Origin of the sequence: Sphingoaurantiacus capsulatus, assembly GCF_042648405.1 — a bacterium.
GTDB lineage: Bacteria > Pseudomonadota > Alphaproteobacteria > Sphingomonadales > Sphingomonadaceae > Sphingoaurantiacus > Sphingoaurantiacus capsulatus.
In genome coordinates this window covers 1-13,279 of the sequence record NZ_JBHRXV010000010.1, presented here as the reverse complement: position 1 = coordinate 13,279, position 13,279 = coordinate 1, and the positions used below count along the sequence as shown (strand labels likewise).

The window sequence follows — 13,279 nt, the reverse complement described above, 5'->3', positions numbered from 1 at the left end:
TTACCCCCGCCTCACTGCCACGCCGGCGCGTCGGTACGAATGCCGCTGCGCAGCGTCGCCGAACGCGCGCGCGGGTTCCTCGCCAGCTCGGGGTCGCTGGCGCGAACCGCCTTTGCCGGCGTCTGAAAAGTTGGCGCGGGGCCCCGACCCCGCGCCTCGGGCAGGTAGCGGCTTTCGCGCGGATTGCTCCCGCTGCGCTCGCGCAAGAAGCGCTTCACCACCCGATCTTCGAGACTGTGGAACGTGACGACGGCGAGGCGCCCGCCGGGCTTCAGCAGCCGCTCGGCGGCGCGCAGGCCGGCATCGAGCTCGTCGAGCTCCCCATTGATGTGAATGCGGATCGCCTGAAAGGCGCGAGTCGCCGGATCCTTGGCGCCGGGATGATAGCCGACCGCGCGGCGCACGATCTCGGCCAACTGCGCGGTGCGCTCCAGCGGGCGGGCGGCGACAATGGCGCGCGCGATGCGGCGCGACTTCGGCTCCTCGCCGTAGCGATAGAGCACGTCGGCGATCTCGGCCTCTTCGGCGGAGTTGAGAAAGTCGGCGGCGCTGGGGCCATCGGCGCCCATGCGCATGTCGAGCGGGCCGTCCGACTGGAAGGAAAAGCCGCGCTCGGCGCGGTCGAGCTGCATCGACGACACGCCGATATCGAGCGTGATGGCATCGACGGTCGACACGCCCCGCGCTTCGAGCGCCGCGTCCATCTGGCCGAAGCATTCCTCGATCAGGGTCAGGCGCCCCTCAAAAGCTTTGGCATCGGCGAAGGCGGCGGCGATGGCGGTCGGGTCGCGATCGAAGCCATAAGCGTGGCCGATGCCTTTCGCGAGCGCGGCGCGGGTGTAGCCGCCGGCGCCGAAGGTGCCGTCAACGTAGATATCGCCCGCCTGAAGGGCGAGCGCATCGATCACCTCGTCGAGGAGGACGGGGATGTGCGGCGCCGTCATGCCGCCCCCTTCGCATCGAGCTGACGCTTGACCAGCCGGGCGATCAACGGGTCCTGGCCGCGCTCCTTCAGCAGGATCTGCGGGTTCCAGACCTCGAAATAGTCGCCGGTGGCGATGAAGAAGACGTGCTTCTCAAGCTCCGCCCAGTCTCGCAGATCGGCGGAGAGGATGAAGCGGCCGTTCTCGTCATAATTGACGTCTTCCGAGAGACCGAACAGCGCGCGCGCCTCGTTCTCGCGGTCCTCGCCATAGTCGGCGCCGTACTTCGCGTCGATCTGGTCCTGCAGGCGTGCGGTGCGGCCGATGTCATAACCCACGAGGCAGGGAAGGCCGCGGGGATGAGGGGCAAGCACGACGGTGCGGGTCTGGGTGCGACGCTCGATGACGTCACGATAGGCAGCGGGGACCGACAGCCGGTTCTTCGCGTCGACCGCGTTCATCGCATAGCCGTGGAAGAAATCGCGTGTCACGCGTGGCGTCCCTGTCCCTCACCAAGGGTCGGAGCGCAAAGCTTTCCCGTTCACGCGAAAGGCCTTTTCGCGTGCTTCGAAGCTTTGTGGGTGCCGTTAAAGCCCCGCCTTCCCTTGTGGACAGGAATAACATGGGTATTTCATGGGTAGCAACGGGATTTTGTGGGAAAATCCGGGAATATCACCCAAATACAAGAAATTATTGGACTTGTTTTGGAGCCGGAATCTTCTGTTCTGGATTTGATCTCGCCGTCCAAGCTGTGGATAAGTCGGTGGAAACCGGAAAATGCCGGCGACTCCCCGTTTTCGCCCATGTCCGCCCACGCCGATCCGGCGCGCCCACCCACTAGAATCCACGATCGCCCGGCTGTCGAGAGTCAGCAGCTAGCGCTTCCCTTGGCGGATATATTCGGCGTTGAGATCGATGTCGGAGATCGGTTCGGGCGCGGGGCGCAGGACGGCAAGTGCTTCCGGTGCAACGCGATAGGCAGCGAGGCGGAGATTGCGGATCGCCTTGGCGCCGCCCGTGGCTGGATCGCCGTCGCCGTCGGGATCGGCGGTTACCCGCACCGCGCCGCCACCGGTGATCGGCTTGGCCTGCAGCGAGAGGAGGACGCCATCCTTGGTGGTGGCGCGCAGCAGGGTGGCGCTGCCCCAGGCGACGGTGTCGCCGCGGATCGGCGTTGCCGTCTTGAGGGCGGCGATCACGGCAGCCGCGCGGGTCAGTTCCGCGCCGGCCACAACCTGCGGCCCCTCGGCGGTCAGACGGGTGACGGCGACGATGTCGGCGGCTTCGATGCCGGCCAGCGGATGCGGTGGCGGCGGCTCGTCGCGCAAGGCCCACCACAGCCCCAAAGCGAAAACGCCCGCCGCGAGAACGGCGAGCGCTGCGATCAGAAGCTGTCGGTGCTGGCGGGTCAGATGTTAGGGGTCGTTTTCTTGGGCGCCTTCGGCTGATCGACGCCATTGTGCGCGGCGCGGCGGAGCATGTCGCTCGACCCCGGCGCGACGCCGAGCTGCGCCAAGGTCTCGCCTTCGGCATTGGCCGGCGCCACCGAGCGGTTCGGCCGCATGCCGGCAGCCGCCACGAGCAGAAGAACGAACACGAAAGCCAGGCCGGTCATACCGACACGAACGCGATGCATAGACCCTCTTCGTCCTTGTTCCGATCCGGCCTGTACCGGAACCGGAGGGCTCTCTTCGGAGCCATCTCTACGCACGATGCCTTGGCCGAAAGCGATTGTCACCAAGATACAACAGCCGACGGCGAAAGAGCCTAATTAGGCATTTTGGTCGCTGATGTCCACCGCTTCACCGCATCCAGGGCGGCAGCGGCAGGTCGCGCGCCGCCAGCCAGGCCGGATTGAAGATGGTCGACAGGTAGCGCATGCCGCTGTCGCAGAGCATTGTCACGACCGTCTTTCCGGGGCCGAGCGCGCGGGCGAGCTTCATCGCGCCGGCGACGTTGATTCCGGAGGAAAGCCCGACACATAGACCTTCATATTGCATGAGGTCGTAGACGATCGGCAGCGCCTCGAGATCCGAGACGCGGAACTGGTCGTCGGGCGTAAAGCCTTCGAGATTGGCGGTGATCCGGCTCTGACCGATGCCTTCCGACACCGAGCTGCCCGACGAACAGAGTTCGCCCTCCGCATAGTAATTGTAGAGCGCCGCGCCGTCCGGATCGGTGAGCGCGACCGCGATGTTCGCGTCGAACGCCTTCAGCCCCATCCCGACGCCGGCGAGCGTGCCGCCCGTCCCCACCGCGCAGGTGAAGCCGTCGAGGCGGCCGTCGGTCTGCGCCCAGATTTCGGGCGCGGTCGTCTTGATGTGCGCGAAGCGGTTGGCGATGTTGTCGAACTGGTCGGCCCAGACGGCGTTCGGCGTCTCGTCGGCAAGGCGCCGCGAGGTGTGCACATAATGGCCGGGGTTGCTGTAGGGCGCGGCCGGGACCAGCACGAGTTCGGCGCCGAGCGCGCGGAGCGCGTCCTGTTTCTCCTTCGACTGGGTCTCCGGCATCACGATGACGGTGCGATAGCCCTTGGCGTTGCCCACAACGGCAAGGCCGATGCCGGTATTGCCCGCCGTGCCCTCGACGATGGTGCCGCCGGGCGCCAGCACGCCGCGGCCTTCCGCATCCTCGACGATGTACTTGGCGGCGCGGTCCTTCACCGACCCGCCGGGGTTCATGAACTCGCATTTGGCGAGGATGGTGCAGCCGGTCGCCTCGGAGGCGCGGCGCAGCTTCACCAGCGGGGTGTTGCCGATCAGGCGGATGACGTCGTCAGCAGGTGTCATGCCGCTTCGCTTAGCCGCTTCGCGGGGCGCTTGCCAGCGGCGGCGCGCCGCTTCAAAAGCGCAGGCGATGACTTCCTCCCCCGATTTCGACGCCCGCGGCTTTCGCGACGCGCTCGGCCGCTATGCGACCGGCGTGGCGCTGGTGATCGCGCGCACGCCCGACGGCGGCATCGCCGGCATGACGATCAACAGCTTCGCGAGCGTCAGCCTCGACCCGCCGCTGGTGCTGTGGTCGATGCGGTCAGGGACCGCGTCGGCCGAGGCGTTTCGTGCCGCGAGCGGCTTCACGGTGAGCATCCTCGGCGCCGAGCATGAGGAGATCGCCCGCCGCTGCGCCCGCGCCGATTGCGAGAAGCTTGACAATCTCGACCTCGTCGATACCGCCAGCGGCCATGCGCGGCTGCGCGATGCGATCGTCTGGTTCGACTGCACGACCTGGGCGCAGCACCCCGGCGGCGACCATGATATCTTCATCGGCGAAGTCGGCGAGTTCGGGTCGCGGCCGGGTGCGACGTTGATGTTTCAGGACGGGCGCTTCGGCGAGAGCGGCGCCTAGTCCTCATCGATCGGCAGGTTGAGGTCGGCGGCATAGGCCGCCCGCGCCCGCCGCAACTGCTCCGCGAACAATTCCTGCGCCGCCGTCGGTTCGTTGACGCTCGCCTCGGCAGGCGGCGCCGCGGGCGGGTCGATGCGGCGCAGGAAGCCTTCGAGCGTCGCCACCAGCGCATCGCGCACCAGCCAGTAACGCACGAACTGCCCCTGCTTGCGGCTGCCGACGAGACCGGCGTTTTCGAGAATCTGCAGATGCTTCGAGATCGCCGGCTTGCTCATGTCGAAGCGCGCCGCGATCTCGCCCGCCGTCAGATCATCGTCGGCAAGATAGAGGAGGATGCGGCGGCGCGGCGCCGAGGCCAGAGCGTCGAAGATGGCGTCCATAACGAATTATCTATTTAGCTTATCCGTTAAATATCCCTGAATCCGCGGTCGTTGACGAGCGATTTCGCGCGCGTCGATTTCGCGACGCCGTGGCGACTGGGCGCGCGGCACATCAGCGGCTATGGAAGGCGCGCATGGCAGCGACCGAGACCGAAAGCAGCAATTGCTGATGCGAGTAAGCGCCCTCTCCGCGCTGCTGCTGCTCGCCGCGTGCAACGGCGACGACGATGCCCGCGCGCCCGGCGCCACCCTGAAAATCGACGTGATCGGCGAGTTCGACGCCAAGGCGTCGCGCACCGTCATCGGCGGGCCGCGCGACGTGCTGATGAACGCGACGCAGGTCGGCCTCGTCGATTTCGACGCCGACGGCCGCGTCATCCCCGGCCTCGCCACCTCGTGGCGGGTCAGCGACGACGGCCTGTCCTATATCTTCCGCCTGCGCGACGCGCGCTGGGAGGATGACCGCGCCGTCACCTCGGGTGACATCGTCGCGGTGCTGCGCCGGGTGGTGGCGCCCGACAGCCATCATCCGCTGAAAGCCATTCTCCGCCGCATCGAGAATGCGCCCGAGGTGATGGCGGGCAAGAAGCCGCCGAAGGCGCTGGGCGTCCACGATCCCTTGCCCAACATCGTCGAGATCCGCCTGTCGTCGCCGCAGCCGCAGTTCCTGCAGATGCTGGCGCATTCGAGCATGGCGATCATCCGCAAGGGCGAGTTTCCGCCCGCCGCCGGCGCGTTCCGCGTGACCGACAGCGAGGGCGTGCCGATCCGGCTTGCCGCCAACCGGCTCTATTATGACGCGAGCGCGGTGGCGCTGTCGGCGATCGAGCTGACGCCGGTGCCCGAGGCGGTGGAGGCGGTCGGTCGCTTCCGGCGCGGCGCGACCGACGTGGTTACCGGCGGCACCATCGCCGGGCTGACCGAGGCGCAAAGCGTGCCGGTACCGCAGGCGCTGCGCATCGAGACGACCTACGGCGTCTATGGCTATCAGGTGAACGTCGCCAAGGGCGCGACCAAGGACGTGCGCGTCCGCCGGGCGCTGTCGATCGCCATCGACCGCACCGCGCTGGTGCTCGAACAGCTCGACCTGCCCGCGGTGGTGCCGGTCGAGGGGCTGGTGCCGCCGAATTTGCCTTCCTATGGCGCGCCGCCGGCGCCGTCGTGGATCAACCTGCCGGTGGAGGCGCGCCGCAACGAGGCGCGCGCGCTGCTCGCCGAGGCCGGCTACAATCTCGACCGGCCGCTCGATATCGAGATCAGCCTGCCCGCCGCGCGCGAGCACGCCGCCATCGCCGCCGCCGTCTCGCAGGACTGGGCCGCTATCGGCGTCCGCACCCGCACCGTCACGCGATCGGCGGCGGCGCATGCCAAGGCGCTTACGGGTAACGACTATCAGTTGGCGCTGATCGAGCGGTTGTCACCCGTCGACAGCGGCTTCTTCTTCCTGTCGCCCTACAGCTGCGCGGCGAAAACCGCCGGCTATTGCAGCAAGGAAGCCGACCGCTTGCTTGACGCCACGCGGACGATGCCCGATCTCGACCCGCGCCGGAACACGCTGCAATCCGCCGAGGCGCTGATCGCCGCCGAACAGCCGGCGATCATGCTGTTCACGCCGGTGCGCTGGTCGCTGGTCCACCCGCGGGTGTCTGGCTGGGCCGACAATATTTCGGGCGCCCGTCCGCTGTCGCGGCTGGATGTGCTGCCGCAGGACATGGGAGACGACAAGTGAGTGCAGATCCGATCGTCATCGTCGGCGCGAAGCGCACCCCGATGGGCGGCTTCCAGGGCGACCTCGCCGGGCTGACCGCGAGCGAACTGGGTGGCGCGGCGATCCGCGCGGCGCTCGACCAGGCCGGCGTCGCCGGCGAGGCGGTCGACCAGAGCGTGATGGGCTGCGTGCTCGGCGCGGGCCAGGGCCAGGCGCCGGCGCGCCAGGCGACATTGAAGGCGGGACTGCCCGAAGCGGTGTCGGCGACGACGATCAACAAGATGTGCGGCAGCGGCATGAAGGCGGTGATGGACGCGCACGACGCGCTGACCGTCGGATCGGCCGACATCATGATCGCGGGCGGCATGGAGAGCATGACCAACGCCCCCTATCTGCTGCCGAAGGCGCGCGGCGGCTATCGCATGGGCCATGGCCAGGTGATGGACCATATGTTCCTCGACGGCCTCGAGGATGCCTATGACAAGGGCCGGCTGATGGGCAGCTTCGCCGAGGAATGCGCGCGCCATTACCAGTTCACCCGCGAGGCGCAGGACGAATATGCCATCCGCTCGCTGAAGCGCGCACAGGCCGCGATCGAGGGCGGCGACTTTGCCGACGAAGTAGTGCCGGTCACCGTACAGGGCCGCGGCGGCGAGACGCTGGTGACCATCGACGAGCAGCCGGGCAAGGCGCGGCTCGACAAGATCCCGACCTTGAAGGCTGCCTTCGCCAAAGACGGCACGGTGACCGCCGCCAATGCTTCGTCGATCTCCGACGGCGCCGCGGCGCTGGTGCTGATGCGCGAATCGACGGCAAAGGCGCAGGGCCTCACCCCCCTCGCCCGCATCCTCGGCCACAGCGTCCACGCGCAGGCGCCGGCCTGGTTCACCACCGCGCCGATCGGCGCGATGGAGAAGCTGTTCCGGAAGACTGGCCTCGATGCCAAGTCGGTCGACCTCTACGAGATCAACGAGGCGTTCGCCGTCGTCGCGATGGCGGCGATGCGCGACCTTCAGCTCAATGCCGACAAGGTCAACGTCAACGGCGGCGCCACCGCGCTCGGCCACCCGATCGGCGCCTCTGGCGCGCGCATCCTGGTGACCTTGCTCAACGCACTGAAGCGGCGTGGCGGTACGATCGGCGTGGGTTCGCTGTGCATCGGCGGCGGCGAGGCCACCGCGCTGGCGGTCGAACGGCTCAATTAGGCTCGACGAACGGCGCATAGAGCGGCAGCCGTTCGAGCAGCCGGTCGACGCGCTGCACCGCCGCCGTATAGTTGGCACCGGTCAGGCCGCCGTAGCGACGGTTGAACTCCTTTTCCGCGAGCCCTTCCGACAGCGCGTGCGCGGCGGTCGGGAACAGCGCGACATCGTTGGTGTCGGCAAGCGCGTCGGCCACGGCTGACGCGGTCGCCGGATCGACGGCGGCGCGGGCGAGGTGCAGGCCGGCGCGGTCGGCGGTCAGGTCGATGAACGAGAAGCCGCTGCCGCCGGGCAGGCTGTCGTCGAGTTCCTTCCACTCCCCCATCGCGCGGGTGAAGCGCGGGTCGAAGCTGGCGGTGAGCGCCGCCGACAGCGCGAAATGCTTGGCGAGATCGGCGCGGCCGCCGACGCGCAGGTCAGGTGGCTGCACCTCCTCCACCGCGCCATACATCACGTCGGCGCCGGCGAGCCGCCGCGCCTCGGTATCCACGGTGTGCATGGCGAGCGCGATGAAGGCGGCGCGATTCCAGGCGACCGGATCGGCATCGGCCGGGCGGTCGCCGAAGGTCCGGCGCAAGGTCATGGCGAAGCTCGCCTTCGGCTGCCGAACCTGAAATTCGAGCAGCCGGCCGTAGACGAAGCGCAGAAGCCGCTCGTCGACCTTCGCTGGCGATTCGCCGCCCAGTTCGCGTACCGCGCGCAGCATCCGCGCCGGGATCGCCATCGTCGCCGAGGCGCGCTCGCGGGTGATCACCAGCCCGCGCATCGTCGAGGCGAGCGGCGGCAATTGCTCGCCGCGGCGGGCCAGCCAGCGGTCGATCAGCGCCAGCGCCTCGTCGACCAGCGGCGGCGGCACCCGCCAGGCGCCGATCCGTGAACTTACCTCGGGGAAGTCGGGGCCGCGCGGGCGAACCCCGACATCGAGATTGAGCCAGCTTCGCGGCGCGACCTGCAGGCTGGCTTCGAGCCGGGCATGGCCAACCGCGAGCGTCGGCCGCAGCCGCACGCCGTCGACACCATGTTCAAGGAGGATCGCCACCGACTGGAGGTCACGGATGCCCAGTTCGGTACGGCGCGGCGTGCCGTTGGCCGCCGCCACCATCGCCAGCTCTATCGCTCCGTCACGCGCGCGCCGCACCGCTTCGGCCGAGGGCGCGACGCCCGGCGGCAGGCTCGGCGCGCTCGACAGCAAGGTGGCGATCGCAAAGGCGAGCAGCGCCAGCAGACAGATGGCGAAACGGATCAGGCGTCCCTCCCGGACAATCGATGGGAGGCTTTAACGCGCGAAGAAGCGAACGTCCCGATTCATTCCGTCGCGCAAGCAGGCGCCGGGCCCTTCGCCTTCGCAGCGGCATATTCCGCCTTGGCACCCTCGATGTCGGCGCGGAAGTCGGGGACGCTCTGCAAGCGCGCATAGACGGCCGCCCCCACGTCGCGGCCGGCGACGATGTCCGACGGGTAGTGAACGCCGCACGCGATGCGGTTGGCGCCGACGCCGGCCCCCCAGCCGAGCAGCGTCGCGCTGCGCGCCGGTGCGATCTCGGCGAGCATCAACCCCCACAGCCAGCCCGTGGCGCTGTGGCCGCTCGGATAGCTCGGCGAATGCACGCCGAAGTCCAGCTTCGCATCGCAGGCGACCGGCGACTTGGTACCGGCATAGGGGCGGTCGCGATTCCACACTGCCTTCGACTGTTCGGAGGCGAGCGACAGCGTCGCGCCCGACCGCGCCATCAGCCGGCCGAACGCCGTCGTCGGCGCGAGGTCGAGCGTCGCGCCGAGGGCGCAAGCGATCTGCGCGCGCACTTCGGGCTGCCGGAAGCTCAGCTGCGCCTTGGCGCGATTCCAGCCGGCGCCGTCCTTTTCCTTCAGCGCCGCCTCGTGCGCGGCGCGGTCGGCGACGAAGGCCGGCGTGCCGGGCGCGGGCGGGGCGGCGAGATAGGCCTTGGGATCGGGCAGTTCGGCCGCCGTCAGATAAGCGGTTGGCGCGGCTGGATTTGCCGCCGTTTGCGCGGCCAGTGCCTGCGGCACGGCGGCACACGCCAGGAGCATAACCCTAAGGATGATTGCCGAACGCATTTGCCAACCCCATCTTGCCTATGTTCAACTGAGCACTGAGGCGGCGTTTTCCGCAACAGTCTTTCGCCACCGGGACCGTTCGCGTTCCAACGGTTCCCCGATCGGGGGTCAGAAATTTGTTTCGAACGCGCGATCAATTTCCCTCAATCGTTCGTTCACCCTTGGTCTGTATGATCGGAGTAGCTTGACCATGCCGTCATTTGCCCGAGAACTTGAGCACACGCTCCACAACGCGCTCGCCGAGGCCAGCCGCCGTTCGCATGAATATGCGACGCTGGAGCATCTGCTGTTCGCGCTGGTCGCCGACCAGCATGCGTCGGCGGTGATGCGCGCCTGCGGCGTCGACCTCGAGGAACTCGGAAATCAGGTCACCCTCTATCTCGATACCGAGCTCAATTCGCTGAAGGCGGAGGGCGGCGTCGACCCGCAGCCGACCGCCGGCTTCCAGCGCGTCGTCCAGCGCGCGATCCTGCACGTCCAGTCGTCGGGCCGCGAGGAAGTGACCGGCGCCAACGTGCTGGTCGCGCTGTTCTCCGAGCGCGAGAGCCATGCCGTCTATTTCCTGCAGCAGCAGGACATGACTCGCCTCGACGCGGTTTCCTACATCAGCCACGGCATCGCCAAGGCGCCCGGCCTCAACGAAGGCCGCTCGGTGCGCGGCGCCGACAAGGCGCCCGACGAGCCCGAGAAGGAAGCGCGCGGCGCCAAGGAAGCCAAGGGCGGCGAATCCGCGCTGAAGCAGTTCTGCGTCGACCTCAACGAGAAGTCGAAGGCCGGCAAGGTCGACCCGCTGATCGGCCGCATGGCCGAGGTCGACCGCACGATCCAGATCCTCTGCCGCCGGTCGAAGAACAACCCGCTGTATGTGGGCGATCCGGGCGTCGGCAAGACGGCGATCGCCGAAGGCCTCGCGCGCAAGATCGTCGAGGGCAACGTCCCCGACGTGCTGAAGGAAGCGGTCATCTACTCGCTCGACATGGGCGCGCTGCTGGCCGGCACCCGCTATCGCGGCGACTTCGAGGAGCGGTTGAAGGCGGTCGTCACCGAGCTCGAGAAGATGCCGCACGCGGTGCTGTTCATCGACGAGATCCACACGGTGATCGGCGCCGGCGCCACCAGTGGCGGCGCGATGGATGCGTCGAACCTCCTCAAGCCGGCGCTGTCGTCGGGCAGCATCCGCTGCATCGGCTCGACGACCTACAAGGAGTTCCGCAACCACTTCGAGAAGGATCGGGCGCTGCTGCGCCGGTTCCAGAAGATCGACGTCAACGAGCCGTCGGTCGAGGACACGATCAAGATCATGCAGGGCCTGAAGCCCTATTATGAGGACCATCACAAGGTCCGCTACACCTCCGAGGCGATCAAGTCGGCGGTGGAACTGTCCTCGCGCTACATCAACGACCGCAAGCTGCCCGACAAGGCGATCGACGTCATCGACGAGGTCGGCGCGTCGCAGATGCTGGTGCCGCTGAACAAGCGCAAGAAGGTGATCACCGCCAAGGAAGTGGAAGCGGTCATCGCGACGATGGCGCGCATTCCGCCGAAATCGGTGTCGAGCGACGACAAGCAGGTGCTGGCAACGCTGGAGCCCGACCTGAAGCGCGTGGTGTTCGGCCAGGACAAGGCGATCGAAGTGCTGTCGTCGGCGATCAAGCTGTCGCGCGCCGGCCTTCGCGAGCCCAACAAGCCGATCGGCAACTATCTGTTCTCCGGCCCGACCGGTGTCGGCAAGACCGAGGTGGCGCGCCAGCTCGCCTCGATCCTCGGCATTCCGCTCCAGCGTTTCGACATGTCGGAATATATGGAGCGGCATTCGGTGAGCCGCCTGATCGGCGCCCCCCCGGGCTATGTCGGCTTCGACCAGGGCGGCCTCCTGACCGATGCCGTCGACCAGCAGCCGCACAGCGTGCTGCTGCTCGACGAGATCGAGAAGGCGCACCCCGACCTGTTCAACATCCTGCTGCAGGTGATGGACAACGGGAAGCTGACCGACCACCACGGCAAGACGGTCGATTTCCGCAACGTCATCCTGATCATGACGACCAACGCCGGCGCGTCCGATATGGCGCGCGAGGGCGTGGGCTTCGGCGCCCTGTCCCGCGAGGGCGAGGACGAGGAAGCGATCAAGCGGATGTTCACGCCGGAATTCCGCAACCGTCTCGATGCGATCGTGCCGTTCGACTATCTGCCGACCCCGGTCATCAGCATGGTCGTCGACAAGTTCGTGCTTCAGCTCGAACTTCAGCTCGCAGACCGCGAGGTGCATATCCAGCTCACCGACGAAGCGAAGCAGTGGCTGATCGAGCGCGGCTACGACAAGCTGTACGGCGCCCGTCCGCTGGCCCGCCTGATCCAGGAGAAGATCAAGCAGCCGCTGGCCGAGGAACTGCTGTTCGGCAAGCTGGTCCACGGCGGCGAGGTGCGCGTCCATGTGAAGGACGAGGTGCTGGCCTTCGAGGTCACGCCGGCGGCGCCCAAGCCAAAGCGCAAGAAGGCGCCGAAGAACGGCAAGGTCGACGACAGCAATGTTGGCGACAGCATTGTCGACGCCTGAGGCGTCAGCGACCTGAACCGAGAACCCCCGCTGCTGGCCGGCGGGGGTTTTTCGTTGGTCTTGCCCCTCCCCGCCCTTCCCGCCATGCTGCGCGCCAAGGCCGGGGGGCCGAGGATTGTGAGGGAGTTCGCATGACCGACCCGACGCCGCCGATCACGACGCCATCCGTCACCCAGGCGATGATCGACGCCTATGACGATTACACGCATGTCTCGCTCGACCGCCGCAGCCTGATGGCGCGGCTGACCGCGCTCGCCGGGTCGAGCGCCGCCGCCTATGCGGTGCTGCCCCTGATCGAGGCCAACCCGGCGCACGCGGCGATCGTTGAGCATGACGACCCGCGCATCGACCATGTCGACACCTTCTGGAAGGGCGCCGGCGACACCGAGATGCGCGGCTATTTCGTGCTGCCGAAGGACGCGCCGGCCGAGGTGCCGATGGTGATGGTGATCCACGAGAACCGGGGACTGACCCAGCATATCCGCGACGTGGCGCGCCGGGTGGCGGTCGCCGGCTTCGGCGCGCTGGCGCCCGACTTCCTGTCGCCGCTGTGCGGGACGCCGACCGACGAGGACCAGGCCCGCGAGCTGATCGGCAAGCTCGATCGCGAGGAGACGATCGCCAACGGGCTGCGCAGCATCGCCTTCCTCGACCGGCACAAGAGGTCGACGGGCAAGATCGGCGCGGTCGGCTTCTGCTGGGGCGGCGGCATGGTCAACGCGCTCGCCATTGCGGCGGGATCGAAGCTGCAGGCGGCGGTGCCCTATTACGGCCCGGTGCCGGGTGACCTCAGCAACGTGCGTAAGATCCGCGCGAAGATGCTGCTGCAATATGCCGGCAACGACGAACGCATCAACGCCGGACTGCCCGCCTACAAGAAGGCGCTGACCAAGGCGCGCGTCGACTGGGCGCTCCATATGTACCAGGAACAGCAGCACGCGTTTCACAACGACACGTCGCCGGCGCGGTATAACAAGCTGGTGGCGGAGCAGTCGTGGCGGCGCACGATCGACTTCTTCAAGAAGCACCTCGACTAGAGCGGGATGATTTTCCTCTGAATCGAATTTGGATTCCCTCAGTGGGCTTGTTGT

General features: G+C 67.7%; 13 protein-coding genes. 5 read left to right on the top strand and 8 right to left on the bottom strand.

The window, feature by feature from the left end:
- Positions 1 to 11: 11 nt before the first annotated feature.
- The 5 genes from rsmH to ACFOMD_RS10635 all read right to left on the bottom strand — a co-directional run bounded on the left by rsmH (position 12) and on the right by ACFOMD_RS10635 (position 3,712).
- Positions 12 to 944 carry a 16S rRNA (cytosine(1402)-N(4))-methyltransferase RsmH gene (gene rsmH / locus ACFOMD_RS10655; protein WP_380861086.1) on the bottom strand — a complete coding sequence of 311 codons (933 nt, stop codon included), beginning with the start codon at positions 942 to 944 and terminating at the stop codon, positions 12 to 14.
- Positions 941 to 1,414, bottom strand: a complete 474-nt coding sequence (locus ACFOMD_RS10650; RefSeq protein ID WP_380861083.1) for a division/cell wall cluster transcriptional repressor MraZ — start codon at positions 1,412 to 1,414, stop codon at positions 941 to 943. Before ACFOMD_RS10650 ends, rsmH begins: the two co-directional genes overlap by 4 nt.
- A gap of 384 nt (positions 1,415 to 1,798) precedes the next feature.
- On the bottom strand, positions 1,799 to 2,251 hold the full coding sequence (locus tag ACFOMD_RS10645; protein ID WP_380861080.1) for a hypothetical protein: 453 nt from the start codon (positions 2,249 to 2,251) through the stop codon (positions 1,799 to 1,801).
- Positions 2,252 to 2,331: 80 nt separating this feature from the next.
- Positions 2,332 to 2,538: a hypothetical protein gene (locus ACFOMD_RS10640; RefSeq protein ID WP_380861077.1), complete on the bottom strand. Its 207-nt coding sequence runs from the start codon at positions 2,536 to 2,538 to the stop codon at positions 2,332 to 2,334.
- A 187-nt stretch (positions 2,539 to 2,725) separates the two neighbouring features.
- Positions 2,726 to 3,712, bottom strand: a complete 987-nt coding sequence (locus ACFOMD_RS10635; protein ID WP_380861074.1) for a cysteine synthase A — start codon at positions 3,710 to 3,712, stop codon at positions 2,726 to 2,728.
- Positions 3,713 to 3,779: 67 nt separating this feature from the next.
- On the opposite strand from ACFOMD_RS10635, the gene ACFOMD_RS10630 reads away from it, so the two are divergent.
- Positions 3,780 to 4,268, top strand: a complete 489-nt coding sequence (locus ACFOMD_RS10630; RefSeq protein ID WP_380861071.1) for a flavin reductase family protein — start codon at positions 3,780 to 3,782, stop codon at positions 4,266 to 4,268.
- Here ACFOMD_RS10630 and ACFOMD_RS10625 read toward each other — a convergent pair.
- Positions 4,265 to 4,648, bottom strand: coding sequence for a metalloregulator ArsR/SmtB family transcription factor (locus ACFOMD_RS10625; RefSeq protein WP_380861068.1), 384 nt, complete (start codon positions 4,646 to 4,648; stop codon positions 4,265 to 4,267). The genes ACFOMD_RS10630 and ACFOMD_RS10625 overlap by 4 nt on opposite strands.
- 169 nt (positions 4,649 to 4,817) lie before the next feature.
- On the opposite strand from ACFOMD_RS10625, the gene ACFOMD_RS10620 reads away from it, so the two are divergent.
- A complete protein-coding gene (locus ACFOMD_RS10620) occupies positions 4,818 to 6,377 on the top strand; it encodes a peptide ABC transporter substrate-binding protein (protein WP_380861065.1) in 1,560 nt (519 codons plus the stop codon).
- Positions 6,374 to 7,561, top strand: a complete 1,188-nt coding sequence (locus ACFOMD_RS10615) for an acetyl-CoA C-acyltransferase (RefSeq protein WP_380861062.1) — start codon at positions 6,374 to 6,376, stop codon at positions 7,559 to 7,561. The genes ACFOMD_RS10620 and ACFOMD_RS10615 overlap by 4 nt, the downstream gene beginning before the upstream one ends.
- Here ACFOMD_RS10615 and ACFOMD_RS10610 read toward each other — a convergent pair.
- Positions 7,554 to 8,750 (bottom strand): hypothetical protein, encoded by a 1,197-nt coding sequence (locus ACFOMD_RS10610; RefSeq protein WP_380861059.1) that lies wholly within the window; start codon positions 8,748 to 8,750, stop codon positions 7,554 to 7,556. The two genes, ACFOMD_RS10615 and ACFOMD_RS10610, sit on opposite strands and share 8 nt — an antisense overlap.
- 113 nt (positions 8,751 to 8,863) lie before the next feature.
- Positions 8,864 to 9,607 carry a phosphatase PAP2 family protein gene (locus ACFOMD_RS10605; RefSeq protein ID WP_380861056.1) on the bottom strand — a complete coding sequence of 248 codons (744 nt, stop codon included), beginning with the start codon at positions 9,605 to 9,607 and terminating at the stop codon, positions 8,864 to 8,866.
- A 217-nt stretch (positions 9,608 to 9,824) separates the two neighbouring features.
- On the opposite strand from ACFOMD_RS10605, the gene clpA reads away from it, so the two are divergent.
- Both clpA and ACFOMD_RS10595 read left to right on the top strand, forming a co-directional pair.
- Entirely contained in the window at positions 9,825 to 12,188 is a 2,364-nt protein-coding gene (gene clpA, locus ACFOMD_RS10600; protein WP_380861053.1) for an ATP-dependent Clp protease ATP-binding subunit ClpA, read from the top strand.
- Positions 12,189 to 12,319: 131 nt separating this feature from the next.
- Positions 12,320 to 13,225 carry a dienelactone hydrolase family protein gene (locus ACFOMD_RS10595; RefSeq protein ID WP_380861050.1) on the top strand — a complete coding sequence of 302 codons (906 nt, stop codon included), beginning with the start codon at positions 12,320 to 12,322 and terminating at the stop codon, positions 13,223 to 13,225.
- Positions 13,226 to 13,279: the final 54 nt, after the last annotated feature.

Coding starts and splice junctions, on each gene's coding strand:
- rsmH (WP_380861086.1), bottom strand. CDS start 944: ATGACGGCGCCGCACATCCCCGTCCTCCTCGACGAGGTGATCGATGCG.
- ACFOMD_RS10640 (WP_380861077.1), bottom strand. CDS start 2,538: ATGACCGGCCTGGCTTTCGTGTTCGTTCTTCTGCTCGTGGCGGCTGCC.
- ACFOMD_RS10635 (WP_380861074.1), bottom strand. CDS start 3,712: ATGACACCTGCTGACGACGTCATCCGCCTGATCGGCAACACCCCGCTG.
- ACFOMD_RS10630 (WP_380861071.1), top strand. CDS start 3,780: ATGACTTCCTCCCCCGATTTCGACGCCCGCGGCTTTCGCGACGCGCTC.
- ACFOMD_RS10625 (WP_380861068.1), bottom strand. CDS start 4,648: ATGGACGCCATCTTCGACGCTCTGGCCTCGGCGCCGCGCCGCCGCATC.
- ACFOMD_RS10620 (WP_380861065.1), top strand. CDS start 4,818: ATGCGAGTAAGCGCCCTCTCCGCGCTGCTGCTGCTCGCCGCGTGCAAC.
- ACFOMD_RS10605 (WP_380861056.1), bottom strand. CDS start 9,607: ATGCTCCTGGCGTGTGCCGCCGTGCCGCAGGCACTGGCCGCGCAAACG.
- clpA (WP_380861053.1), top strand. CDS start 9,825: ATGCCGTCATTTGCCCGAGAACTTGAGCACACGCTCCACAACGCGCTC.
- ACFOMD_RS10595 (WP_380861050.1), top strand. CDS start 12,320: ATGACCGACCCGACGCCGCCGATCACGACGCCATCCGTCACCCAGGCG.